This window comes from Achromobacter sp. UBA2119, assembly GCF_002331005.1.
Taxonomy (GTDB): Bacteria; Pseudomonadota; Gammaproteobacteria; order Burkholderiales; family Burkholderiaceae_B; genus Achromobacter; species Achromobacter animicus.
This window is the reverse complement of record NZ_DCYD01000020.1, coordinates 1-23,200: the sequence shown is the minus strand read 5'-3', so window position 1 is coordinate 23,200 and position 23,200 is coordinate 1. Positions and strand designations below refer to the sequence as shown.

The following is a 23,200-nucleotide window of genomic DNA, read 5'->3' as shown; positions in this document are numbered from 1 at the left end:
GCTTCACGCGAACGAACGGCGGCGCGTGTCGGATGTAGCGCATCCGGCCACACGCATCAGGCGCTGCAAAAGAGAACCGGGCCGCAAGCGATCAGCTTGCGGCCCAGTTTGTTTTTGCGGGGCGCGGGGCAGGGGGCTGACGCCCCGCCGACTTACAGGCCCTGGACGCGGCGGCCGGTGTCGGCCTCGAACCAGTGCAGGGGATGGCGGCCGTCCGGGCCCACGTTGACCTGCATGCCGACCTTGGCGGACGACTCGGAAAGCTGGCGCGTCGTGCAGCGCACGACCAGCGTGCTCTTGCCGCAGCGGGCGTGCACGAGTTGCTCGGAACCCAACGTCTCGACCATTTCGACTTCGGCGGGAATGCCCTGGGTGTTCAGCAGCATGTGCTCGGGGCGCATGCCCATGATGATCTTGCGGCCGCGGACCTGCGAGGGAACCTGCAGCGGCGAGATCTCGAGCTGGTTGCCGTCGGCGGTCTGCACCGTGCCGTCGCCAGCGACCTGGACTTCCATCAGGTTCATCGGGGGCGAGCCGATGAAGCCGGCGACGAATGTCGAGGCGGGCTTTTCAAACACTTCCATCGGGGTGCCGATCTGCTCGGGAACGCCCTGATACATGACGATCATGCGGTGCGCCAGCGTCATGGCCTCGACCTGATCGTGCGTCACGTACAGGCTGGTCGTGCCCAGGCGGCGATGCAGCTTCATGATTTCCAGACGCATCGCCACGCGCAGCTTGGCGTCCAGGTTGGACAGCGGCTCGTCGAACAGGAACACCTTTGGTTCACGCACGATGGCGCGGCCCATCGCGACGCGCTGGCGCTGGCCGCCCGAAAGCGCGCGCGGACGGCGGTCCAGCAGGTGACCCAGTTCCAGGATCTGCGCGGCGATGTCGACGCGCTTCTTGATCTCGTCCTTGGAGAATTTGCGGATCTTCAAGCCATAGGCCATGTTCTCGAACACGGTCATGTGCGGGTAGAGCGCGTAGTTCTGGAACACCATGGCGATGTCGCGCTCGGCGGGTTCCAGGTTGTTGACGACCTTGTCGTCAATGACGATGTCGCCGCTGGTCACAGTTTCCAGGCCGGCGACCATGCGCATCAGCGTGGATTTGCCGCAGCCCGACGGGCCGACGATGACGATGAATTCACCGTCCTTGACGTCCATGTCGATGCCATGGATGACCGGCACGTTGCCGGCATAGGTTTTCTTGACGTTGCGGAAGCTGAGAGTAGCCATGAGATATTCGTGTTCGAAGTCGTTTTCGGTAGGCGAGGGATGGGCGCGATCACTTCTCAGTGTCGACCAGACCCTTGACGAACCATTTCTGCATCAGGATGACGACCAGCGCCGGCGGGATCATCGCGAGCATGGCGGTGGCCATGGTGATGTTCCATTCGGTCACGCTGTCGCCGCCGCTGATCATCCGCTTGATGCCGATGACGACGGGGTACATGTCTTCCTGCGTGGTGACCAGCAGGGGCCACAGATATTGGTTCCAGCCGTAGATGAACTGAATCACGAACAGCGCGGCGATGCTGGTCTTGGACAAGGGCAGCAGCACGTCAAAGAAGAAGCGCACGGGACCGGCGCCGTCGATACGCGCAGCCTCGATCAGCTCGTCCGGCACCGTCAGGAAGAACTGGCGGAACAGGAACGTGGCCGTGGCGGACGCGATCAGCGGCAGGGTCAGGCCCGCATAGCTGTTGAGCAGGCCCAGATCGGCCACGACCTTGTAGGTGGGCGCGATGCGGACTTCGACCGGCAGCATGAGCGTGACGAAGATCATCCAGAAAAAGAACATGCGGCCCGGAAAGCGGAAGTACACGACCGCAAAAGCCGACAGCAGCGAGATCGCGATCTTGCCGATCGAGATCGCCAGCGCCATGATCAGGCTCACGTACATCATGCGGCCGACGGGCGCGCCCGACGAACCGCCTGACGAACCGCCAAAAAGCGCCTGCATGTAGTTGTCCACGAAATGCGGACCGGGAATCAGGGACATCGGCGCCTGAGCAACTTCCTGCGCGGTCTGGGTGGACGCGACGAAAGTGACGTAGAGCGGAAATGCCACCATCGCCACGCCGCAAAGCAGAATGACGTGGGCCAGAATATCCAGCCAGGGACGGCGTTCAACCATTGTTATCAGCCTCGGACAAAATCAATACTGCACTTTGCGGTCGACGTACCGGAACTGTACGACCGTCAAGGCAACCACAATGAACATCAGGACGACGGACTGGGCGGCGGACGAACCGAGGTCCAGGCCGCGGAAGCCGTCGCTGTACACCTTGTAGACCAGGATCGAGGTCGCCGTGCCCGGGCCGCCTTGCGTCGTCGTGTCGATCACGGCAAACGTGTCAAAGAAGGCGTAGATGATGTTGACCACCAGCAGGAAGAACGTGGTGGGCGACAGCAGCGGGAAGACGATGGTCCAGAAGCGGCGCGCGGGGCTGGCGCCGTCGATCGCGGCGGCTTCGATGAGCGAGCGCGGGATCGATTGCAGGCCGGCCAGGAAGAACAGGAAGTTGTACGACACCTGCTTCCAGACGGCCGCGATGATCACCAGGGTCATCGCCTGATTGCCGTCCAGGCGGGGATTCCAGTCCACGCCCGACTTGCGCAAGGCAACGGCCAGGATGCCGACCGACGGCGAGAACAGGAACAGCCACAGCACGCCGACGACGGCGGGCGCCACGGCATACGGCCAGATGAGCAGGGTCTTGTAGAGCCCGGCGCCGCGGATCACGCGGTCGGCCATCACGGCCAGCACCAGCGACACGCCAAGGCCAACACCGGCCACCAGCACCGAAAACACGGCGGTGACGCGGAAGGAATCCAGGTAGCTCTGTTGGGAGAACAGTTCCATGAAGTTGTCCAGGCCGACGAACTGCGAGGACAGACCGAAGGGATCTTCAAGGCGCATGGACTGCCACATGGCTTGTCCGGCGGGCAGGAAGAAGAACACCACGGTAATGATCAGCTGCGGCAGGAGCAGCAGATAGGGCAAGGTCTTGTGCCCGAATACAACGCGTTTTTCCATAGGGGGAACCCAAGGTACAGAAAAGCGGCGGTTGAAATAACCGCCGCCTGAAACCGCCAGCGCGCATGTCGCGCGTGGCGCCCGGAGCCCGAAAGCACCGGCACTCATAAAAAGCACGATAGGCTTAAAGCCCCTGAAAAACCAGGGCTTTAAGCCTCGTATGTCCTTGTCGCAACATGGAAAATGCTGATTGACAAGGCGGCGGTCAAGTCGCGCGAAAGGGCGTTACTTTACACTCTTCTCGAACTTTTCCAGCAGCTCGTTGCCGCGCTTGACGATGTTCTCGGCGCCGTCCTTGGGAGCAACCTTGCCCGAGACGATGCGTTCGATTTCAGCATCCTCGATTTCGCGGATCTGGGGCAGGAAGCCAAGACGCAGGCCGCGCGATTGGGCGGTGGTTTCGACGTTCAATTGCTTGACGCCAACTTCGGTGCCCGGGTTCTTGTCGTAGAAGCCTTCCTTCTTGGTCAGCTCGTAGGCGGCCTTGGTGACGGGCACGTAGCCGGTCTGCTGGTGCCAGCGGGCGGCGATTTCGGGGCTGGCCAGGAACTTGAAGAACGCAGTCACGCCCTTGTAGGTTTCGGGCTTCTTGTTGGCAAAGACCCACAGCGAGGCGCCGCCGATGATGGTGTTCTGCGGCGCGCCTTGCACGTCGGCGTAGTAGGGCAGCGTCGAGGTGCCGAATTCGAACTTGGCGTTCTTGGCGATGTTGGCGCGCAGGCCGGACGAACCGGTGATCATGGCGCACTTGCCGCTGATGAACAGCGAATTCGGCTCGTCGCCGCGGCCGCCGTACATGAAGATGCCTTCCTTGCCGAGCTTGGCCAGGTTTTCCAGGTGACGCACGTGCAGCGGGGTGTTGATGGCGATGCGCGCATCCAGGCCGCCGAAACCGTTGTCCTTGGTGGCGTACGGCACGTTGTGCCAAGCCGAGAAGGTCTCGAGCTGGGTCCACGACGGCCACGACGTGGTGTAGCCGCATTCCTGGCCAGCGGCCTTCAGCTTCTGGCCGGCGGCGGCCAGTTCTTCCCAGGTCTTGGGGGGATTGTCGGCGTCCAGGCCAGCCTTCTTGAAGGCGTCCTTGTTGTAGTAGAAGACGACGGTCGAGCTGTTGAACGGCATCGACACCAGCTTGCCGTCGGCCGACGAGTAGTAGCCGGCCACGGCGCCGATGAATTCCTTGGGATCGATCGGGTTGCCGGCTTCTTCGGACATCTGTTGCACCGGCTTGATGGCGCCCTTGGCGTACATCATGGTGGCGGTGCCGACTTCGAAGACCTGCAGGATGTCCGGCGCGTTGCCGGCGCGGAACGCGGCGATGCCGGCGTTCATGGATTCACCGTAGTTGCCCTTGTAGATGGCCTTGACCTGGTAGTCGGGGTTCTGCTTGTTGAATTCCTCGACCAGGCCGTTGACGCGGTCGCCCAGGGCGCCTTCCATCGAATGCCAGAACTGGATCTCGGTGGCTGCTTGCGCGGAAGCGCCGGCGAAAGCCGTCATGATGGCGGCAAAGGTCAGTGCAATACGATGGGATCGCATAAAGGGTTCTCCAGTTGGGCGTGTTGCGAACGGGTTGTCCGACCGCATGAAACACGACACCTTATGAATTGTTTGTGACAAAACCGTGACTTTCACATCACTCCCTGCGCCTGTCAAATTGCGCGTTTCAGGCGCGAACGAACATTTCGCCGCGCTATCCGCAGGGAGCCGACCGTTTACAATCGCCGCCTATGGAAAACGAACTTTCGATTGCGTTCACCGGCGCGGGCAGACGGCCGCCTGCGACGGCCTCGCGCGCGGCTGCCAAAGTATGCGCCGTGCGGGGCGTTCATGTCATTGACATAAACGAGCAAGCGCGCGGTGCCGGGCAGGGCCGTGACACGGCCGGTGTGCGGGTTTGTGGCGCCCCGCGCGCGTATGCTGGCGGGCTGTTCGCCGGCGCGACACGGAACATGCAAGGTGTTGCGGCTTGGAGACGTCATTCGTCGCGCATTGACGGGCCGATGACGCGCATGGCGAGCGCCGGACGGGCGCGCGGCGCGGCCGAGGCGGGTCGCAAATGAAACCGTCCGCCGTGCGCTTTCCCGCCATGACGCGCCTGCAGTTCGGCATTTCGGTGCTGTGCATGCTGGCCGTCGTGGTGGGTTCCAATATCCTGGTTCAGGTGCCGCTCAATGACTGGCTGACATGGGGCGGGCTGTCGTATCCGGTGGCTTTCCTGGTCACCGATGTTCTCAATCGGCGATTCGGCCCGGCCGCCGCCCGGCGCGTGGTGTGGTTTGGCTTTGCCGCCGCACTGGCGGTGTCGGTCTGGGTGGCGTCGCCGCGAATCGCGTTGGCGTCGGGGCTGGCTTATATATGTGCGCAGCTCGTCGACATCCAGGTGTTCGATCGCCTGCGCGACCAGCGCTGGTGGCGCGCGCCGCTGGCGTCGGGCGTGCTGGGCGCCATATTGGATACGGCGGTGTTCTTCAGCGTGGCATTCGCCGCCACCGGGGCGCCGTGGGTCACATGGATGGTGGGCGATCTGGCGATCAAGCTGGTCGTCAATATCAGCATGCTGGCGCCGTTCCGTGCGCTGATGTGGAATCTGGCAAAGCCTGCAAACGCCTAGCCGAACTTGAACCCGCCTTCGCGGCGTAATGAATGCGCGCGTCCGATGCTGATCTCAGCAGGGCGCGCGTTTTTCATTAATGCGCCGGACATTATTTCTGAGGCCTTTCCGCGGCATGTAGTAAGTCCCGCGTAAGCACTGTATTTAAATGCGAGTTTAAACACCGTATTAATCCACTCGGTATTAATCGCCCAACCATAAATCCCGGAAAAGCGCCAGCAGACAACGTAGCCGGAATTGCGATTTCTCCAACGAATTCACGGCACTACGCGGCCTATCCGTCACGAATAAAAGCCCCGCGTGAAATATTGGGGATTACACGCAGTGACAGTATGACGGCTTGCTTTCAGAATACCGCCCACACCGTGTTTTTGCCCAAGAAGCCGGCGACGGGCAATGCGGACGTAGGGGTACTCTCCCGATAAACCGTGTTGGACAGAGCCGCTCAAAACCTCGCTGGAGAACTCCGCATGAAGTTTCTGAATCGCCTTACCCCGGTAGCCATGGCGCTTGGGGCACTTGCCTTGGCTGGCGCCGCGCACGCCGCCGACACGATCAAGATCGGCATTCCCCAGCCCATGACCGGTCCCAACACCCAATACGGCGACCAGATCCAGGCCGGCGCGCTGACCGCCATCGAGACCATCAACGCCAAGGGCGGCGTCAAGGGCAAGAAGCTCGAGCCGATCCTGATCGACGACGGCTGCGAACCCAAGCAGGCCGTGCCCGCCGCCAACCGCGTGGTCAACTCCGGCGCCAAGTTCGCCGTGGCCCATGCGTGCTCGGGCGTCACGGTCGCCGCCGTGAAGGTCTACGAGGAAGAGGGCATCGTCGGCATCACCCCGGGCGCCACGTCGCCGCTGGTCACCGACACGATCAAGCCGCACTTCTTCTTCCGCACGATCGGCCGCGACGACCAGCAGGGTCCGTACGCCGCCGGCTACATCGCCAAGACCTTGAAGCCGCAGAAGGTTGCCGTGCTGCACGACAAGCAGACCTACGGCTCGGGCGTGGCCACGCAGGTCAAGGACGCGCTGGCCAAGGAAAAGGTCAACGTCGCGCTGTTTGAAGGCATCAACGTCGGCGACAGCGACTACTCGGCCATCATCACCAAGCTGAAGTCCTCGGGCGTGGACCTGGTCTACTTCGGCGGCTACCACCCCGAGCTGGGCCTGCTGCTGCGCCAGGCGCGTGAACAGGGCCTGAAGGTTCAGTTCATGGGTCCGGAAGGCACGGCCAACCAGGATCTGGTGGCCATCGCCGGTCCGGCCATCGACGGTCTGCTGGTCACGCTGCCGGCCGACTTCACCAAGCTGCCGGGCAACGAAAGCATCGTCAAGGCCTTCAAGGACGCCAAGCGCGATCCGGACGGCGCCTTCCAGATGCCGGCCTACGCCGCGGTCCAGATCCTGGCGGACAGCATCAACGCTGTCGGCGAAGATCCGGCCAAGGTTGCCGACTACATGCACAAGACCACGTTCAATACGGGCATCGGCAAGGTCGAATACGATGCCAAGGGCGATCTGAAGGACTTTGAGTTCGCCGTCTATAAGTGGGACAAGGACGGAAAGAAGACCCAGCTGTAAACTCGCGATCCCGCCGGCGTGTTGCCGGCGTGTAGGGCCTGCTGTCTCCGTCTTGCCGTAATCCGCGTAGCGATGCGCCAAAAGCGCTGTGCGGCCGGCAAGGCGGCGCCGGCAGGCCCTTATAAAATACGCCCAGGTTTCCGGCTCCGGGTCTCACTACCGGAGCCGGAACTATTTGGAGCAATGGAATCATGTCCGACCTCATACCCCAACTTACCCAGCAATTCTTCAACGGATTGTCCCTGGGAGCGATCTATGCGTTGATTGCCATTGGCTACACAATGGTCTACGGCATCATCGGTATGATCAATTTCGCCCACGGCGAAATCTATATGATCGGCGCCTATGTGGGCCTGGTCACCTTGACGGCGATCGGCACCAACAGCGGATTGCCGACCCCCTTCATCATCGCGGCCATGCTGCTCGTGGCCATTACGGTTACCGGCATCTACGGCTTTTCGGTCGAACGCGTGGCGTACCGGCCGGTGCGCGGCAGCCCCCGCCTGGTGGCGCTGATCTCCGCCATCGGGATGTCGATCTTCCTGCAGAACTGGGTGGCCCTCGGCCAGGGCGCGCGCGACATGGCCGTGCCCTCGCTGGTGTCCGGCGCCGTGCAGTTCCACATGGGTTCGGACTTCGATGTGACGGTGCCGTACTCGCGCCTCATGATCATCGTCGTGACGGTGGTGCTGATGATCGCGCTGACGCTGTTCATCAAGTATTCCCGCATGGGCCGCGCATCGCGCGCCTGCTCGCAGGACATGCACATGGCCAACCTGCTGGGCATCGACACCAACCGCGTGATCTCGTTCACGTTCGTGATGGGTGCGATCCTGGCGGCGGTCGGCGGTGTGCTGATCGCCATCACTATCGGCAAACTCAATCCCTTCATCGGCTTCCTGGCCGGCATCAAGGCCTTCACGGCGGCGGTGCTCGGCGGCATCGGCAGCATCCCCGGCGCCATGCTGGGCGGCGTGCTGCTGGGCCTGGCGGAAACCTTTGCGGCGGCCTACATATCGTCGCAGTACAAGGACATCGTGGCGTTCTCGCTGCTGGTCCTGATTCTGCTGTTCCGTCCCACCGGGCTGCTGGGCAAACCTGAGGTGGAAAAAGTCTGATGTCGACCAACAATCTCAAAAACGCCACGATGGCGGCCGTGCTGACGGCGGTCATCGTCACCCCGGTCTTCGGTCTGCAGCTCATCCGCCAGGGTGCGCGCACGTCGATGGAGTCGAACTGGTCGCTGGTGGCGCTGGCCGCGGCGGTGGTGTTCGTGTTCCAGCTGCTGCGTCCGTGGCTGGCCATTCCGTTCAAGAAGCTCAAGACCGGCCTGCCCACGCTGTCGTCGGCGCCTGCCCGCAACCACAAGCCGCTGATGGTGCTGCTGCTTGCCATTGCGGTGATCTGGCCGTTCTTCGCGGGCCGCAGTTCGGTGGACATCGCCACGCTGGTGCTGATCTACGTGATGCTGGGCCTGGGCCTGAACATCGTGGTGGGCTTTGCCGGGCTGCTGGATCTGGGCTTCGTGGGCTTTTACGCCGTCGGCGCCTATACCTACGCGTTGCTCTATCACTGGGGCGGCTGGAGCTTCTGGGAAGCGCTGCCGTTTGCCGGTGCGATGTCGGCGCTATTCGGCTTCGTGCTGGGCTTTCCGGTGCTGCGGCTGCGCGGCGACTACCTGGCCATCGTGACGCTGGGCTTCGGTGAAATCATCCGCCTGCTGCTGATCAACCTGAACCAGGTCACTGGCGGTCCGGACGGCATTTCCGGAATTCCGAAGCCTACGTTCTTCGGCCTGGAAATGACGCGCCGCCCCAGCACCGAGGGCGGCACCACGTTCCATGAGTTCTTCGGGCTGACGTTCCAGAACCAGGACATGGTGATCTACCTGTACATGATGGCGCTGCTGCTTGCGCTGGTGACGCTGTTCGTGTCCACGCGCCTGATTCGCATGCCGGTCGGCCGCGCCTGGGAGGCGCTGCGCGAGGACGAGATCGCCTGCCGTTCGCTGGGCCTGAATCCCACCCGCATCAAGCTGTCCGCGTTCACGCTGGGCGCCATGTTCGCCGGCTTTGGCGGCGCGTTCTTCGCGGCGCGCCAGGGCATGGTGAATCCGGAGTCCTTCACGTTCATCGAGTCCGCGCTGATCCTGGCCATCGTGGTGCTGGGCGGCATGGGTTCGCAAGTCGGTGTGATCCTCGCTGCCATCCTGCTGACCGTGCTGCCCGAACTGGCGCGCGAATTCGCCGAGTACCGGATGCTGATGTTCGGTCTGGTGATGGTATTGATGATGATGTGGCGTCCGCAGGGGTTGTTGCCCATGAAGCGTCCCCACGTGGAGCTGGCTAAATGAGCGAGGCATTGCTGAAAGTTTCCGGCCTGACCATGCGGTTCGGCGGCCTCCTGGCCGTCGACAGCGTGGGTTTCGAGGTCATGTCCGACGAGGTCTTTGCCATCATCGGCCCGAACGGGGCGGGCAAGACCACCGTGTTCAACTGCGTGGGCGGCTTCTATGCGCCGACCGCCGGTGAAATCATCATGGACGGCAAGCCCATCACGGGTCTTGCCAGCCACAAGGTGGCGCGCCATGGGCTGGTGCGCACGTTCCAGAACGTGCGCCTGTTCAAGCAACTGACGGTGCTGGAAAACCTGCTGGTCGCGCAGCATACGCAGGTGGAATCGCGCCTGCTGCCCGGCCTGCTCAAGACCCGCGGCTACCGCCAATCTGAATCCGAGGCGCTGTCGCGCGCGGCGCAGTGGCTGGATTTCATGGGCCTGCGCGAGTTCGCCAACCGTGAAGCCGGCAATCTGGCTTACGGCCACCAGCGGCGCCTGGAGATCGCGCGCTGCATGATCACCAAGCCGCGTCTGCTGATGCTGGACGAGCCGGCGGCCGGCCTGAATCCTCAGGAAAAGCGCGATCTGCAATCGCTCATCGACCAGCTTCGCCGCGAATTCGGCGTGGCCGTGCTGCTGATCGAGCACGACATGAGCCTGATCATGGGCATTTCGGACCGCATTCTTGTCATGGAACACGGCAAGCCCATCACGACCGGCACCCCCGAGCAGGTGCGCAACGACGAGCGCGTCATCAAGGCGTACCTGGGGGAGGAATGATGCTGAAGCTGGAAAACATACACACGTACTATGGCGCCATCCAGGCGTTGAACGGCGTGTCGGTGGACGTCAACCAGGGCGAGATCGTCACGCTGATCGGCGCCAACGGCGCGGGCAAGACGACGCTGCTGATGACCGTTTGCGGCAATCCCCGGGCGCGCGAAGGCAAGATCACGTTCGAAGGCGAGGACATCACGAACAAGGACACGCACCACATCATGCGCAGTGGCATCGCCATTTCGCCTGAAGGGCGTCGCGTGTTCAAGGACCTGACGGTTGCCGAGAACCTGATGATGGGCGGCTTCTTTTCGAAGCGCGACGAGATCGAGGCCGGCATCGACCACGTCTACGGGCTGTTCCCGCGCTTGAAGGAACGCGCCAGCCAGCGCGCCGGCCTGATGTCGGGCGGCGAACAGCAGATGCTGGCCATCGGCCGCGCGCTGATGACCCGGCCGCGCCTCTTGCTGCTGGACGAACCGACGCTGGGCCTGGCCCCGCTGGTGATCGCCCAGATCTTCGACATCATCCGCGAGATCCGGGAGCAGGGCGTGACCGTGTTCCTGGTCGAGCAGAATGCCAACAAGGCGCTGGGCGTGGCGGACCGCGGTTACGTGCTGGAAAACGGCCGCGTGGTCCTGCAGGACACCGGCGCCAACCTGCTGGTCAACGACAAGGTCCGCAAGGCGTACCTGGGCGGTTGACCTCTTCCCCGCGAAGGAAGTGGGCGCATCGAAAGATGCGCCCTTTTTTTTACGCGGCGATGCGTTCGGCCGGCTGGTCGGCTTGGTAGTGCGCGATGGCGGCGCGGGCGAGGGCGTCGATGGAGTCGGTGAGGGTCACGCCGAGGCTGGGGCGCAGGGCGTGCGGCACGGCCAGGGGCAGTTCCGTGCAGCCCAGCACCACGGCGTCGGCGCCGCGGGCCTTCAGGCGGGCGATGCATTCGGCGGCGGGCGCAAAGGCGTCTTCGAGCTGGTTGCCCTTGACCGCGCGGATCGAGCCCATGCAGAAGCGTTCGACTTCGTCGTCGTCAGGCACGATGCACTCGTAGCCCTGGGCTTCGAGGTGACGCTGGTAGAGGCCGAGCTTGAGCGTGGCGGCGGTGCCCATCAGGCCGATGCGGCCGCTGGGCAGGCCAAGGCGGCGCAGGTCTTCGATGACCGCTTCGATGATGTGCAGCACCGGCAGACGCGTGGACGCGGCGATGTCGTCGAACCACAGGTGGGCGGTGTTGCACGGGATGGCGATGAGCTGGGCGCCGGCCTGTTCCAGGAAGCGCACGCCATCGACCATGTGGGGCAGGGGATTCTCGCCGCCGGCCATGTAGGCGCTGGAGCGGTCGGGAATACGGGGATCGTTGCGCAGCAGGGTGGGGATGTGTTGCTGGTCAACCGTGGCGGGCGTCAGCGCCGCCAGGCGGAGGGCAAAGGCCGCGCCGGCCATGGGGCCCATTCCGCCCAATACACCCAGGTAGCAGCCCTGGGAAAACGTCTTCACTTTATGTACTCCGTGCTCATGCATCACCGGGCGTCAGGACCTGGCCCGGGCGTTCGGTGCCCGTCCGTTCCCCGTCCCAGACCTGCCTGCCGTTGACCCACACGGCGTGGATGCCCCGGCTTGCCTGAATGGGCGCTGAAAAAGTGGCCACGTCGGTGACGGTGGCGGGATCGAACAGCACCAGGTCAGCATGATACCCCTCCCGGAGCAGGCCGCGCCGGGCGACGCCGTACTGGGCGGCGGCCAACCCGGTCATTTTGTGGATGGCGGCTTCGAGCGTCAGCAGGTTCTGCTCGCGCACCATGGTGCGCAACACGTTGGTGAACGTGCCCCATTGGCGGGGGTGCGGATGCGGGTCGAAGGGCAGGCCGTCCGAGCCGACCATGGTCAGCGGGTGGGCGAAGATGCGTTTGACGTCCGCCGGGTCCATCAGGAAATAGATGGCGCCGGCCGGGGCCAGCCGGGCGACCGCGGCTTCGTCGTCCAGGCCCAGTTCGGCCATGACGTCACTGAAGTCACGGCCCGTGGCCTCGGGGTAGCCCGTGGACCACGTGATCATCGTGCGGCTGGCCAGCCGCGCGCGGTCCAGCCGCAGCATGGTCGAGGTGGCCGGATAGGGATGGCAGTCCAGGCAGACCGGCTGCGCCGCCGCGGCGCGACTGATGAGGTCCAGCGTTTCGCGGGTGCGGCCGTGATTGCGTTCGCCCGCCAGCTTGTGATGCGAGAACACCACGCGGGAGTCGGTTTCGCGTCCGATGAGCAGGGCCTCTTCCATGGCGGGCACGATGTGGTCGGCCTCGTCGCGCAGGTGCGTGGCATAAATGCCGGCGCGGCCGCGCAGCGGTTGGCACACGTCGATGATCTCGTCCGTGGGGGCGGCGCTGGCCGGCGGATAGAAGGTGCCGGTCGACACGCCGAACGCGCCGGCATCCAGCGCTTCCTGCATCAGGTCGCGCATGGCGGCCCGTTCCGCGTCGTTGGCCGCGCGCGAGGTGTCGTCCATGACGGCGACGCGCAAGGTGGTGTGGCCCACCAACGGAATCACGTTGACCGCGGCCGGCGCGTCGCGCAGAGCGTCCATCCAGGCGCGGAAGGTGCCAAAGCGGAACAGCGCCGGCGGACCCAGCAGGTCGAGCGGCTGCGGGATCTGCGTGTGCGCCAGCGGCGCCAGGCTGATCCCGCAGTTGCCGGTGACGACCGTGGTGATGCCTTGCGACACCTTGGGCAGCATGTCGGGATGCGCCAGGAGGTAGCCGTCGTCGTGGGTGTGCGAGTCGATGAAGCCCGGCGCCAGGACCTGGCCCCGGCCGTCGATGACCGGCACGCCGGCGGGATGGGCAAAGCTGCCCACCGCCGCGATGCGTCCGCCGCGCACGGCCAGGTCGCCCTGGGTGGCGGGCCCGCCCGAGCCGTCGATGAGCGAGGCGCCCGCGACGATGAAGTCAGCCTGCAAGGTGTCTGCCGTCATGAAGCGTGCTCAGTCGAGTTTTTCGATGCCGGCGTTGTCGATGATCTGCTGCCACTTGGCGGTTTCGCGATCGATCAGCTGCTTGAAGTCGGCGGGAGAGCCGGTGGCCGGTTCGGCGCCCAGCGTTGCCAGGCCCTGGCGCACTTCCGGCGCTTGCAGCGCCTTCTGGATGGCGGCGTTCAGCGTGGCCACCACGTCGTCGGGCGTGCCCTTGGGCGCCACCACGCCGCCCCAGGCGACTGTCTCGTAACCCTTCAGGCCGGACTCGTCCAGCGTGGGCACGTCGGGCATCAGCGCCAGGCGCTTCAGGCTGCTGACGCCGATGGCGCGGACCTTGCCGCTCTTGACCAGCGGCGCGGCCTCGGAGGTATTGACGAACAGGTAGTCCAGGCGGCCGCCCAGCAGATCCTGGATGGCGGCGGGGCCGCCGTTGTAAGGGATGAACATCACGTCGAGCTTGGCCATGCTCTTGAAGAGTTCGCCGCCCATGTGGCCGGTGGTGCCCACGCCCGACGCGCCATACGACAAGCGGCCCGGCTCCTTGCGGGCTCGGTCGATCAGGTCCTGCACGCTGGTGACGGGCGAGTCGGCCGGGACGATCAGGGCGTTGTACAGGTCGAACATGTGCGCGACGGGCGTCAGGTCCTTGTCCACGTCGTACGGCAGGCGCTTGAACAGCGAGCGGTTCACCGCCAGCGTGTTGATGTTGCCGTAGCCGACCGTGTAGCCATCCGGCGCTGCGCGCTTGATGAGCGCGATGCCGATGTTGCCGGCGGCGCCCGGGCGGTTTTCGACGACCATCGTGGCGCCGGTGTCGCGGGCAATCTGCGTGGTGATCAGGCGCGACAGCACGTCAGGCGAGCCGCCGGCGGCAGACGGGACCACGAAAGTGATGGGCTTGTCGGGATAGCCGGCGGCCGAGGCGGCGCCGGCGAAGACGACGCTGAGCGCCGCCATGGAAAGACTGCGAAGGAGCGTGCTGCGCATGTTGGATTTCCCCTGGTTTTGTTTTGTGGAGCGGGCAGATTACACCCGGCCATGCGGCACTGCGTCATCGAAAAATGTCTCAAACCTATAATCCCTCGTTATTGGAAAAGGGGAAGAAATGGAAGCCGATGCGTATGCCGACGAGGCCGGGCCGAGCGCCGGGCGGCCGCTGAACCTGCGCCAGATCGAGGTCTTTCGCGCCATCATGATGGCCGGCTCGATCAGCGGGGCGGGGCGCATGCTGCACGTGTCGCAGCCGGCTGTAAGCCGGGTGCTTGCCCTGACGGAAAGCCGTCTGGGCTATCGGCTGTTCGAGCGCGTCAAGAGCCGGCTGTCCCCCACGGCGGAGGCGCGGCGTCTGTATGCCGAGGTCGAGCAGGTGTACGGCGGCATCCAGCGCGTGAACGACCTGGCCGCCAGCCTGGGGCAGTCCGGCGCGGGCATGCTGAAGATCGTGGCAAGCGCCAGTTTCGGTCAGCGGCTGATCCCCATGGCGCTGGAGCGGTTTCGCGGTCGCAATGCGGGCGCGCGCGTCGACTACCGCAGCGTGACGTTCGACGAACTGGCGGCGTACTTTCTGTCGGGACAGGCGGACATCGGCATTTCCATGCAGCCGCCGGATCATCCGAACCTGACGTCGGTCCGGCTGGCGCGGGTGCCGGTGGTGTGCGTGCTGCCGCCCGGGCATCCGCTTGCCAGCCACGACGCGGTGCGGCCGGAGGACTTTTCGTCGGCGGCGTGGATCGGCTATCCCCGCGATACGCCGTTGGGACGCGCGCTGCAGCCGTTCTTCGGTGAAGGCCCGCACTGCGCGGCGGCGATCGAGGTGCATTCGCCCGTGACCGCCTGTTCCTTCGTGCAGCAGGGCTTGGGCCCGGCGCTGGTGGATGCCTGGTGCGTCACGCCGGACCAGGCCGCGCACATGGTGCTGCGTCCGATTACGCCCGAGGCCAGCGTTGAGATCTGGGCGACGCATTCCAACCTGAGTGCGCCACCCCTGCTGGCGCGGCGCTTTCTGGCCGCCGTCAAGAGGATCCTTGAGAGTGAGGCGCTGCCCGGGGTGACGCCGGAATAGGACGCCCGGGCGTCAGCGGGGCAGCGCAGACCCTTACAGTCCTTCGGCCTGCAGCGCGGCCTTGACGCCGGCGTTGGCCTGCATGCGCTCGAAGAACGCGGACAGGTTGGAAAGGCCGGTCAGGTCCACTTCCTTGGCGTGCGCCCAGCGCAGCACGACGTACAGGTAGGCATCGGCAACCGAAGGCGCGGCGCCCGCCAGGTACTGCTTGCCGGCCAGTTGCGTGTCCAGTTGCGCGAACAGCTTGGTCAGCAGCGCCGAGGCCGATGAGGCCAGTTCCTTCTGCGCGCCTTCGTCCTTCAAATAACGCTGCGCGCCGAACAGCAGCGAGAACGTCTTGTGGACGTCGGAATTGATGAAGCCGACCCAGCGGCGCACTTCGGCGCGCGAACGTGCGGAGCCGTCGCCCAGCAGCGTGCTTTCGGGCGCCTGTTCGGCCAGATACTCCAGAATGGATACGTTCTGCGTCAGGGTCCAGTCGCCATCGGTCAGCGCCGGCACGGCGCCCATCGGATTGATCCGCAGAAACTCGGGCTCCTTGAGCGCCTCGCGGCTGAGCTTGTGCGTTTCATACGGCTTGCCGATCCATTCGAGCACGATATGGGAAGCGAGCGAGCACGCGCCGGGCATGTAGTACAGTTTCATCTGTCGGAGACTCCTGGAAGGAAGAACGGGAGAGCTCCCGTCCGTGGGCGCTATGGTACGCCAACCGGGTATGCCATTCGCGAGTGGTCCCGCGTCTCTCTGTCATGCCTTCCGCGCCCGCTTTTCAATCTGTCGCCGCCGGAGATGTCCATGCAGTCACGCACCGCCGCGAGCACGCGCGCGATCCCCTTTCTCTTGTCCTTGACCCTGGCCTGCGCCGCTGCGCCCGCCATCGCGCAAACCTCGCAGGAACCGCCCTCGGCGCCTGCGCGCGTGATGCCGGTTGTCGGCGGCCTGGATCATCCCTGGTCCATGGCGTTCCTGCCGGACGGCGGCATCCTGATCACCGAGCGTCCCGGGAATCTGCGGCTGTTGCGTACGCCCGGCGGGTTGTCCAAGCCGCTGACCGGCGTGCCCAAGGTGGCCGCGCGCGGCCAGGGCGGTCTGCTGGACGTGGCGCTGTCGCCAAACTTTGCGACCGACCGCTACGTGTATCTGTCGTATGCGGAGTCGGACGGGGACAAGAGCGGCACGGCCGTCGGACGCGGCCGGCTGGCCGACGATGCCAGCGGACTTGAAGATTTCAAGGTCATCTTCCGCCAGGAACCCAAGCTGTCGTCCGGGCTGCATTTCGGCTCGCGCCTGGTGTTTGACGGCAAGGGTTACCTCTACATTGCGCTGGGCGAGAACAACCAGCGGCCAACCGCGCAGGACCTGGACAAGCTGCAGGGCAAGGTCGTGCGGCTCAAGGCCGACGGCGCGCTGCCTGACGACAACCCCTTCGTGGGCAAGCAGGGCGCCCGGCCCGAGATCTGGTCGTACGGCCATCGCAATCCGCAAGGCATGGCGCTCAATCCCTGGACCGGCGAGCTCTGGGAAAACGAACACGGGCCGCGCGGCGGCGACGAGATCAACGTGGTGCAGCCGGGCAAGAACTATGGCTGGCCGCTGGCGACCTACGGCATCAACTATTCGGGTCTGAAGATTCCGGAAGCCAAGGGCGAGACGCTGCCGGGCATGGAGCCGCCGGTCTACTGGTGGCCGAAATCGCCCGCCATCAGCGGCATGGCGTTCTATGACGCCGACCGCTTTCCGGCCTGGCGCAATTCCCTCTTCATCGGCGCGCTGGGTAACCAGAACCTGATCCGCCTGACCGTCGACGGCAAAAACGTGGTTGAGAAGGAAAGGCTGCTGGTCGACCGCAAGCGCCGGATCCGCGACGTGCGGCAGGGGCCGGACGGTTATGTGTATGTGCTGACGGACGCTTCACCGGGCGAACTGCTGCGGGTGGCGCCGGCCGAAACAGGAGGGTGACCGTCATGAAGACCTATGAGCTCATCGGGTCCGCGGGGTGCGGCTCCGCCATCGTCGAGATGGCGCTGGTGCTGGCCAATGTGCCGCACGTCCTGACGGACGTGCCGTACCTGAAGCCCGGTCCCGAGCGGGAGCGGCTGCTGCATCTGAATCCGCTGGGGCAGGTGCCCACGCTGATCCTGCCCGACGGCGAGGTCATGACCGAGAGCGCGGCGATGATCCTGCATCTGAACGACCTGGCGCCGCAGGCCGGTCTTGCCCCCGCGCCGGACAAACCGGAACGGGCGCGCTTTCTGAACCTGCTGGTGCGGGTCGTGGCGGCGGTCTACCCGACGTTCACGTACGGCGACGATCCCGCGCAGTGGACGACGCCGGGCGATGCGGTGGACCTGCTGCGCGAACGGGTCCACACGCGCCGCGCCGAGCTGTGGCAGGAGCTGGAACGCCAGGCCGGCGCGCCGCACATGCTGGGGCGGCGTTTTTCAGCGCTGGACCTGTATGTGACGGTCATGACGCATTGGCGTCCCGGCCCGTCGTGGTTCAGCGCGATGTGTCCGGCATTGACCGCGGTCGCCCGCGAAGCAGCATTGGAACCGAACGTGGCCCGGGTGTTGCGGCGGCACTTTCCGCCGCCCACCGAATAACGCGGGCAGCTTCAGGTGTTGGCACGCCGGCGCGATTTGCCGCGCGCTTCGCGCACGGCGATGTACACGCCGCTGCCGGCAATGAAAACGGCGCCCAGGTACGCATACGCGTCGGGCGCCTCGCGCCAGAAGATCCATCCCAGGATCGTGGCCCAGACCAGACCCGTGTAGTCGAAAGGCGCCACGACAGACGCGGGTCCGATGCGGAATCCCTGCGTGATGAGCGCCAGGCCCAACGTGCTGAACAGCGCCACGCCGCCAAAATAGGGCAGGTCCTCCATGGCCGGCGCGCGCCACACCCACGGTAATCCGATCGCGCTGCACACCAGTTGTCCCAACACGATGTAGAAAGTGGTGGTCAGCATGCCTTCTGCGCGGTTGATGCCGCGCGCGGTGATCATCATGACCGCGTAGAGCAGGGCGGTGGTCAGCGGCAGCAGGGTGGCGGCCTGGAAGGCCTGCGTGCCAGGGCGAACCACGATCAGCACGCCGGCAAAGCCCGCCAGCACCGCCAGCCAGCGCTTGCCGTCCACGCGTTCCTTCAGGATCAGCACCGACAGCGCCGTGACGAACAGCGGCGCGGCGAACGCGATGGCGGTGGCCTCGGCCAGCGGCAGCGCCTGCAATCCCAGATAGAAGCAACAGGCCGAGACCACGTTGATGGCGCCGCGCGTCAGGTGCAGGCCGGGATGCGTCGTGCGCAACACGCGGCGTCCGCCCAGCCACAAGGCCAGCGCGGTCACGAAGGGCAGCGCGATCAGCGCGCGCAGAAAGAGGATCTGCAGCGGGTTGTAGCTGGCGCCCAACCATTTGGCATTGGCGTCGCTGAGCGTCAGAAAGAAGATGCCGCCCGCCACGCAGGCGATGCCTGCGGCGGCGGAATGTTCACGGACGGCGGGTAATGCGGTGCTTGGGGACATCTGAAACCTGCAAGGGCGGCGGTTCCTGCCGCCGGAGGGTGAAGAACGGATAGGTGAAGATCGGGAAGGGCTTTCAGCTCTGCGCGCGGTAGGCGGCAATGGCGACCATCGCCCAGGCGGCCAGGAAGGCCGTTCCGCCAAACGGCGTCACCGCGCCGAGCCAACGGGTGCCGGTCAGCGTCAGCAGGTACAGGCTGCCCGAAAACAGCACGATGCCGACGAACATGACAACGCCAGCGGCCGACAGCAGCGGCGACCCGAAGCGGACGCCCAGCAACGCGATGATGAAGATGCCCAGGGCGTGGACCAGGTGGTACATGACGCCCGTCTGCCAGACGGCCAGCAGTTCTGGCGTCAGGATGCGCTTGAGGCCATGCGCGCCGAATGCCCCGGCGCCCACCGCCACCATGAGGTTGATCGCCGCGAGTATGGTGAGCTGCCGGTCCGTCATTGCGTGTCCTTGAGAGAAATGCGAGGGGCGAATTTGCCGCCGCCTATGATAGGCCCAAATATGGTGCATGACGGGGCCGCGGACGAGGGCAAAGCGCGGCCCGCGGCCGGCTCGGCATCCGCCGTCTTGCAAGCCGATTTCCAAATGGGATATTATAAATTCAATTTGGTAATTCAGCCGCTGAGCAAGTCTGGCCGGTTTCTCCGGCTTTCGCTTCGTCCACGCGGCGCCCGGAGCAGATCATGACCATCGCGCTGACTGACAAATCGCCCGCCAAGCGCGGCGCCTCCACCAAGCGCCCGCCGCGCCCCAGGCAGCTTTTTCGCGGCCTGATCGACAGTCCGCTGACTGACATTGCCCGGGATGTGCACCGCGGACTGCCCGCGCAGATGGTCGACGATGCCGCCGATTACCTGCAGGTGCCCAAGTCGGAAATCATGGCGATCACCGAGGTCAAGGCGGCGTCGCTGTCGCGTTGGACGCGCGAAGGCCAGGCGCTGCCGCTGGGTGAATCCGACCGGCTTGCCCGCGTCGCTCGCGTGGTGCGTGTCGCCCGTCAGGTGCTGGGCAGCGACGAAGAAGCGGTGCTGTGGCTGAACACGCCCGTGCCGGCGCTGGGCAACGTCAAGCCGCTGTCGCTGCTGACGTCGGACGCCAGCAGCCGCATCGTCGAAGACACGCTGGCCCGCGCCGCCGCGGGCGTCTACGCATGACCGATTACGTTTCGCTCTGGCGCATTGGCACCACGGCGGGTAAGTACCGGGCGGACGACCTTTCCGGCGCCGGGGCGGCCGCGGTGGGCGGACGCTACAACAGCCCGGGTACGCCGGTGGTGTATGCCTCGGCCAGCGTGGCGCTCGCCGTGCTGGAAACGGTGGTGCATTTTGCGGCGCGCGCGTCCGAGCACGCCAACCGCTACCTGATTGAACTGGCCGTGCCCACTAGCATCTTCGAAGCGCGCCAGTCGCTGTCGCTGGCGCAACTGCAGGACGATTATCCGTTCTGGGACGCGGTGCCCTTTGCCGAAGCGTCGCAGGCCGTGGGCGACAACTGGGTGGCGTCGGGGGTGTCGGCGCTGCTGGAACTGCCCAGCGCGATCGTGCCGTATCGCGGCGTGCCGGACTGCAATTTCCTGATCAATCCGGCGCATCCGGAGGCCGAGGATATCGTGGTGGTGCGGCGCGAACGCTTCATCTACGATCCGCGGTTGCGGCCGGCGTAGGCGTCCAAATTCAAGCGTCCAAATTCAAGCGTCAAAAAAAACGCGCCCGCTGCCGGGCGCGTTCAGTCGCATTCGCCGCAAAAGCCTCAATCAACCGTCAACACCGCCCGGCCCACGACCTTGCCTTCGCGCAGCGAGGCCAGCACGCTGTCCGCCTCGGCCAATGCGTGGCGGTGGACGGGCATCGGCGGCACCTTGCCCGCCCGCACCAGTTCCATCAGTTCCTTCAGTTCGGCCAGGTTGCCCACGTAGCTGCCGATGATGGACAGGGCCTTCATCGGAATCAAGGCGATGGGCCAGGTGGAGCCGCCGCCGAACAGGCCAACGATGATGAGCTTGCCGCCCTTGGTCAGGAAGTCGAACGCCAGCGAGGTGGTGGCCGGTGCGCCGACCAGATCGATCGCGGCCCGCACCGGCTTGCCACCCGCCGCCTGCATGATCTGCTGCGCGGCGTCGGGGGCAGCGCCGTCGATGGCCGCCAGCGCGCCCGCATCCAGCGCCGCCTTGCGCTTGGCGGGGTCGATGTCCACCACGATGGCGCCCGCGCCACCCAGCGCCTTGATCAGCGTCAGACTCATCAGGCCCAGGCCTCCCGCGCCGAAGATCACGACGGGATGCTCGCGGTAGATGTCTGCGCCGATCTTCTGCAAGGCGGAGTACGTGGTGAGCCCTGAGCACGCGTAAGGCGCGATCTGCGCGGGGTCCAGGTCGCCGATGTCGATGAGGTAGCGCGGATGCGGCACGACGATGTGGTCCGCGTAGCCGCCAGCGCGGTGGACGCCCAGGCAGGCCGGCGCGGTGCAGTGGTTTTCCATGCCGGCCATGCACGACGGGCACTTGCCGCAGCCGATCCACGGATAGACGAGGTAATTGCGGTCGGTGGCCAGGCCCTGCGCGTCGGGGCCGGCCGCCACGACGGCGCCCACCGTTTCATGGCCCATGGTCAGCGGCAGCGACACGCCCCGGTCCTTGAGCGACAGGGTCCGGCCCTGGCCCAGGTCGTAGCCGCCTTCCCACAAGTGAATATCGCTGTGGCACACGCCGGCCGCGCGGACCTTGAGCAGCACCTGCGTCCCTTGCGGCGTGGGGGTGGGCTGGTCCATTTCCTGCAGCGGTTCGCGGAAATTGACGACGCAATAGCACTTCATGGTTGTCTCCTTTATGTAATTGCCTGCACCCTGCGGCCGGACCGGAATCCGGCGCGCCGGGCGTGACCTATTTCTTGACCAGCGGGCATTCGCTGTCGGCGAGCGACACGAAGACCTTTTCGCCGGGCACCGTGGACAGGATGCGGTAGTAATCGTTCGGATGCTTGGACTCGGCGGGCTTTTTCACCTCGACCAGGTACAGGTCCATGATGACGCGGCCATCTTCGGGGCGCACCCGGGCATTCTTGATCAGTTTGGTGGTGATGGGCAATTCGCGCATCTTCTGGTTGACCACCGCGGCATCAAAGGTGCCGGCGGCCTGCGCGGCCTGCAGATAATGTGTGGTGGCCACGTAGCTCAGGGCCTGGACGATGGAGGGGGCGCGCGTGACGCCCATCTTCTTTTGCCAGCGCTGGGTCCAGGCGCGGGTATCCTCGTCGGCATCCCAATAGAAGCCGGTGGGGAAGGTCAGCCCCTGCGCAACGGGCAGCCCCATTGCATGGACGTCGTTGATGAAGGTCAGGAACGTCAGCATCCGCTGCTTGCCGCCCGCCAGGCCGAACTCCTGCGCCTGCTTGATGAGGTTGACCAGATCGCCGCCGGCGCTGGCCAGGCCCACGACGTCGGACTTGGATGACTGCGCCTGGATGAGGAACGACGCAAAGTCCATCGCGCCCAGCGGATGGCGCGTGCTGCCCACGACCTTGCCGCCCGCGGCCTCGACGAAGCGTGACGCGTTGCTTTCCAGCGATTTGCCGAAGACGTAATCGGTGGTGATGAAGTACCAGCTCTTGCCGCCGCTCTCGACGACGCTCTTGACCACGGCGTTGGCCAGCGCATAGGTATCCGGCGCCCATTGCGTGCTGAGGTTGCTGCATTGTTTGCCGCTGAAGTCCCCGGCAAAACCGCCGCTGATCAGCGCGGTGCCGCCTTTTTCTCGCGCCACGCCCTGGGCGGCCAGCCCGGCCGAACTGGCGCCGCCGTCCACCACCGCGACCAGATTCTGCGTGTCGAACCAGCGGCGCACCAGCGCGGATGCCACGTCGGCCTTGTTCTGGTTGTCCGCGCCGACCACCTCAACGGTCTTGCCGGTCACCTTGCCGCCGAAATCCTCCACGGCCATGCGCACGGCGGTCTCGGACCCGAGGCCGCCCAGGTCGGAATAAATGCCGGAACGGTCGTTGGACACGCCCAACCGCACGACGTCGGACTGGGCTTGGGCCGCGCAGGCGGCCAGGGCGGCGGCAAGCGCCGCCAACACGGGTTTGATACGCATTTTTCTGTCTCCCAGGCCTGAAGCGGACCGTTTTATTGAACGTTATGGATGACGCGGCAACTCGGGAAGGCGGGTGCCGGTGCTCCAGCCGGCTGAAATGTATTTCACATTGGTGAATGGAAATTCCTGTGCAAGAATTTAGGTACCTGCACATGAAAAGTCAACACGGTGGAACACCCTGATATGGTCGCTGT

Annotated in this window: 23 protein-coding genes; 11 read left to right on the top strand and 12 right to left on the bottom strand. The window is 65.1% G+C overall.

All coding sequences use genetic code 11. The annotated features are described in order from the left end of the window. Positions 1–152: 152 nt before the first annotated feature. The 4 genes from B3098_RS27290 to ugpB form a co-directional block, all read right to left on the bottom strand. The gene (locus tag B3098_RS27290) at positions 153–1,241 is read right to left on the bottom strand and encodes a sn-glycerol-3-phosphate import ATP-binding protein UgpC (RefSeq protein WP_175121632.1); all 1,089 of its coding nucleotides are present in this window, start codon (positions 1,239–1,241) and stop codon (positions 153–155) included. Between the two features lie 49 nt (positions 1,242–1,290). After that, positions 1,291–2,142 carry a sn-glycerol-3-phosphate ABC transporter permease UgpE gene (gene ugpE, locus B3098_RS27285; protein ID WP_175121631.1) on the bottom strand — a complete coding sequence of 284 codons (852 nt, stop codon included), beginning with the start codon at positions 2,140–2,142 and terminating at the stop codon, positions 1,291–1,293. 21 nt (positions 2,143–2,163) lie between these two features. Continuing rightward, entirely contained in the window at positions 2,164–3,045 is an 882-nt protein-coding gene (gene ugpA / locus B3098_RS27280) for a sn-glycerol-3-phosphate ABC transporter permease UgpA (protein ID WP_175121630.1), read from the bottom strand. Positions 3,046–3,270: 225 nt separating this feature from the next. Beyond that, positions 3,271–4,584: a sn-glycerol-3-phosphate ABC transporter substrate-binding protein UgpB gene (gene ugpB, locus B3098_RS27275; RefSeq protein ID WP_175121629.1), complete on the bottom strand. Its 1,314-nt coding sequence runs from the start codon at positions 4,582–4,584 to the stop codon at positions 3,271–3,273. Between the two features lie 520 nt (positions 4,585–5,104). Here ugpB and B3098_RS27270 point away from each other — a divergent pair. From B3098_RS27270 to B3098_RS27245, 6 genes are all read left to right on the top strand, one after another. Then, the gene (locus B3098_RS27270; protein WP_286900308.1) at positions 5,105–5,659 is read left to right on the top strand and encodes a queuosine precursor transporter; all 555 of its coding nucleotides are present in this window, start codon (positions 5,105–5,107) and stop codon (positions 5,657–5,659) included. A 470-nt stretch (positions 5,660–6,129) separates the two neighbouring features. Continuing rightward, the gene (locus B3098_RS27265; protein WP_105238831.1) at positions 6,130–7,245 is read left to right on the top strand and encodes a high-affinity branched-chain amino acid ABC transporter substrate-binding protein; all 1,116 of its coding nucleotides are present in this window, start codon (positions 6,130–6,132) and stop codon (positions 7,243–7,245) included. Positions 7,246–7,436: 191 nt separating this feature from the next. Continuing rightward, positions 7,437–8,363 (top strand): high-affinity branched-chain amino acid ABC transporter permease LivH, encoded by a 927-nt coding sequence (gene livH, locus B3098_RS27260; protein WP_056561063.1) that lies wholly within the window; start codon positions 7,437–7,439, stop codon positions 8,361–8,363. Continuing rightward, entirely contained in the window at positions 8,363–9,598 is a 1,236-nt protein-coding gene (locus B3098_RS27255; protein ID WP_175121626.1) for a high-affinity branched-chain amino acid ABC transporter permease LivM, read from the top strand. Before livH ends, B3098_RS27255 begins: the two co-directional genes overlap by 1 nt. Further along, positions 9,595–10,362 carry a high-affinity branched-chain amino acid ABC transporter ATP-binding protein LivG gene (livG, locus tag B3098_RS27250; RefSeq protein WP_175121625.1) on the top strand — a complete coding sequence of 256 codons (768 nt, stop codon included), beginning with the start codon at positions 9,595–9,597 and terminating at the stop codon, positions 10,360–10,362. The genes B3098_RS27255 and livG overlap by 4 nt, the downstream gene beginning before the upstream one ends. Continuing rightward, positions 10,362–11,063, top strand: coding sequence for an ABC transporter ATP-binding protein (locus B3098_RS27245; RefSeq protein WP_175122001.1), 702 nt, complete (start codon positions 10,362–10,364; stop codon positions 11,061–11,063). Before livG ends, B3098_RS27245 begins: the two co-directional genes overlap by 1 nt. 49 nt (positions 11,064–11,112) lie before the next feature. Here B3098_RS27245 and B3098_RS27240 read toward each other — a convergent pair whose 3' ends face one another. The 3 genes from B3098_RS27240 to B3098_RS27230 are packed head-to-tail and all read right to left on the bottom strand — an operon-like array spanning position 11,113 to position 14,311. Further along, entirely contained in the window at positions 11,113–11,856 is a 744-nt protein-coding gene (locus B3098_RS27240) for an aspartate/glutamate racemase family protein (RefSeq protein WP_175121624.1), read from the bottom strand. Between the two features lie 16 nt (positions 11,857–11,872). Then, positions 11,873–13,324, bottom strand: a complete 1,452-nt coding sequence (locus tag B3098_RS27235) for an N-acyl-D-amino-acid deacylase family protein (RefSeq protein WP_286900303.1) — start codon at positions 13,322–13,324, stop codon at positions 11,873–11,875. A 9-nt stretch (positions 13,325–13,333) separates the two neighbouring features. Beyond that, complete coding sequence (locus B3098_RS27230; RefSeq protein ID WP_279973976.1) at positions 13,334–14,311, bottom strand: Bug family tripartite tricarboxylate transporter substrate binding protein; 978 nt, start codon at positions 14,309–14,311, stop codon at positions 13,334–13,336. 118 nt (positions 14,312–14,429) lie between these two features. Between B3098_RS27230 and B3098_RS27225 the strand changes: the two genes are divergently transcribed. Next, positions 14,430–15,386: a LysR family transcriptional regulator gene (locus B3098_RS27225; RefSeq protein WP_279973977.1), complete on the top strand. Its 957-nt coding sequence runs from the start codon at positions 14,430–14,432 to the stop codon at positions 15,384–15,386. A gap of 33 nt (positions 15,387–15,419) precedes the next feature. Here the strand turns inward: B3098_RS27225 and B3098_RS27220 are convergent, their stop codons facing one another. Next, complete coding sequence (locus B3098_RS27220) at positions 15,420–16,031, bottom strand: glutathione binding-like protein (RefSeq protein ID WP_279973978.1); 612 nt, start codon at positions 16,029–16,031, stop codon at positions 15,420–15,422. A 150-nt stretch (positions 16,032–16,181) separates the two neighbouring features. Here B3098_RS27220 and B3098_RS27215 point away from each other — a divergent pair, with 150 nt between their 5' ends. Further along, positions 16,182–17,345 carry a PQQ-dependent sugar dehydrogenase gene (locus B3098_RS27215; protein ID WP_286900299.1) on the top strand — a complete coding sequence of 388 codons (1,164 nt, stop codon included), beginning with the start codon at positions 16,182–16,184 and terminating at the stop codon, positions 17,343–17,345. Between the two features lie 5 nt (positions 17,346–17,350). Next, the gene (locus B3098_RS27210; RefSeq protein WP_286900297.1) at positions 17,351–17,989 is read left to right on the top strand and encodes a glutathione S-transferase family protein; all 639 of its coding nucleotides are present in this window, start codon (positions 17,351–17,353) and stop codon (positions 17,987–17,989) included. 11 nt (positions 17,990–18,000) lie between these two features. Here B3098_RS27210 and B3098_RS27205 read toward each other — a convergent pair whose 3' ends face one another. Then, positions 18,001–18,909 carry a DMT family transporter gene (locus tag B3098_RS27205; RefSeq protein ID WP_286900295.1) on the bottom strand — a complete coding sequence of 303 codons (909 nt, stop codon included), beginning with the start codon at positions 18,907–18,909 and terminating at the stop codon, positions 18,001–18,003. 73 nt (positions 18,910–18,982) lie between these two features. Next, positions 18,983–19,360, bottom strand: coding sequence for a DUF423 domain-containing protein (locus B3098_RS27200; RefSeq protein ID WP_286900294.1), 378 nt, complete (start codon positions 19,358–19,360; stop codon positions 18,983–18,985). Between the two features lie 242 nt (positions 19,361–19,602). On the opposite strand from B3098_RS27200, the gene parS reads away from it, so the two are divergent. Next, positions 19,603–20,073, top strand: a complete 471-nt coding sequence (gene parS / locus B3098_RS27195) for a type II toxin-antitoxin system Xre/ParS family antitoxin (RefSeq protein WP_191578705.1) — start codon at positions 19,603–19,605, stop codon at positions 20,071–20,073. Next, positions 20,070–20,582 carry an RES family NAD+ phosphorylase gene (locus B3098_RS27190; protein ID WP_279973981.1) on the top strand — a complete coding sequence of 171 codons (513 nt, stop codon included), beginning with the start codon at positions 20,070–20,072 and terminating at the stop codon, positions 20,580–20,582. Before parS ends, B3098_RS27190 begins: the two co-directional genes overlap by 4 nt. 86 nt (positions 20,583–20,668) lie before the next feature. Here the strand turns inward: B3098_RS27190 and B3098_RS27185 are convergent, their stop codons facing one another. Next, positions 20,669–21,730: an alcohol dehydrogenase gene (locus tag B3098_RS27185; protein WP_286900292.1), complete on the bottom strand. Its 1,062-nt coding sequence runs from the start codon at positions 21,728–21,730 to the stop codon at positions 20,669–20,671. Positions 21,731–21,797: 67 nt separating this feature from the next. Next, positions 21,798–23,006: an ABC transporter substrate-binding protein gene (locus B3098_RS27180; protein ID WP_286900291.1), complete on the bottom strand. Its 1,209-nt coding sequence runs from the start codon at positions 23,004–23,006 to the stop codon at positions 21,798–21,800. Between the last annotated feature and the right edge of the window lie 194 nt (positions 23,007–23,200).

Bases quoted from the DNA above. Each gene is read 5' to 3' on its own strand.
- B3098_RS27235 (WP_286900303.1), bottom strand. From the start codon at position 13,324: ATGACGGCAGACACCTTGCAGGCTGACTTCATCGTCGCGGGCGCCTCG.
- B3098_RS27180 (WP_286900291.1), bottom strand. From the start codon at position 23,006: ATGCGTATCAAACCCGTGTTGGCGGCGCTTGCCGCCGCCCTGGCCGCC.
- B3098_RS27230 (WP_279973976.1), bottom strand. From the start codon at position 14,311: ATGCGCAGCACGCTCCTTCGCAGTCTTTCCATGGCGGCGCTCAGCGTC.
- B3098_RS27210 (WP_286900297.1), top strand. From the start codon at position 17,351: ATGAAGACCTATGAGCTCATCGGGTCCGCGGGGTGCGGCTCCGCCATC.
- B3098_RS27205 (WP_286900295.1), bottom strand. From the start codon at position 18,909: ATGTCCCCAAGCACCGCATTACCCGCCGTCCGTGAACATTCCGCCGCC.
- B3098_RS27245 (WP_175122001.1), top strand. From the start codon at position 10,362: ATGCTGAAGCTGGAAAACATACACACGTACTATGGCGCCATCCAGGCG.
- livH (WP_056561063.1), top strand. From the start codon at position 7,437: ATGTCCGACCTCATACCCCAACTTACCCAGCAATTCTTCAACGGATTG.
- ugpB (WP_175121629.1), bottom strand. From the start codon at position 4,584: ATGCGATCCCATCGTATTGCACTGACCTTTGCCGCCATCATGACGGCT.
- livG (WP_175121625.1), top strand. From the start codon at position 9,595: ATGAGCGAGGCATTGCTGAAAGTTTCCGGCCTGACCATGCGGTTCGGC.
- B3098_RS27225 (WP_279973977.1), top strand. From the start codon at position 14,430: ATGGAAGCCGATGCGTATGCCGACGAGGCCGGGCCGAGCGCCGGGCGG.
- B3098_RS27200 (WP_286900294.1), bottom strand. From the start codon at position 19,360: ATGACGGACCGGCAGCTCACCATACTCGCGGCGATCAACCTCATGGTG.
- B3098_RS27215 (WP_286900299.1), top strand. From the start codon at position 16,182: ATGCAGTCACGCACCGCCGCGAGCACGCGCGCGATCCCCTTTCTCTTG.
- B3098_RS27290 (WP_175121632.1), bottom strand. From the start codon at position 1,241: ATGGCTACTCTCAGCTTCCGCAACGTCAAGAAAACCTATGCCGGCAAC.
- B3098_RS27220 (WP_279973978.1), bottom strand. From the start codon at position 16,031: ATGAAACTGTACTACATGCCCGGCGCGTGCTCGCTCGCTTCCCATATC.
- B3098_RS27255 (WP_175121626.1), top strand. From the start codon at position 8,363: ATGTCGACCAACAATCTCAAAAACGCCACGATGGCGGCCGTGCTGACG.
- ugpA (WP_175121630.1), bottom strand. From the start codon at position 3,045: ATGGAAAAACGCGTTGTATTCGGGCACAAGACCTTGCCCTATCTGCTG.
- parS (WP_191578705.1), top strand. From the start codon at position 19,603: ATGACCATCGCGCTGACTGACAAATCGCCCGCCAAGCGCGGCGCCTCC.
- B3098_RS27270 (WP_286900308.1), top strand. From the start codon at position 5,105: ATGAAACCGTCCGCCGTGCGCTTTCCCGCCATGACGCGCCTGCAGTTC.
- ugpE (WP_175121631.1), bottom strand. From the start codon at position 2,142: ATGGTTGAACGCCGTCCCTGGCTGGATATTCTGGCCCACGTCATTCTG.
- B3098_RS27265 (WP_105238831.1), top strand. From the start codon at position 6,130: ATGAAGTTTCTGAATCGCCTTACCCCGGTAGCCATGGCGCTTGGGGCA.
- B3098_RS27185 (WP_286900292.1), bottom strand. From the start codon at position 21,730: ATGAAGTGCTATTGCGTCGTCAATTTCCGCGAACCGCTGCAGGAAATG.
- B3098_RS27190 (WP_279973981.1), top strand. From the start codon at position 20,070: ATGACCGATTACGTTTCGCTCTGGCGCATTGGCACCACGGCGGGTAAG.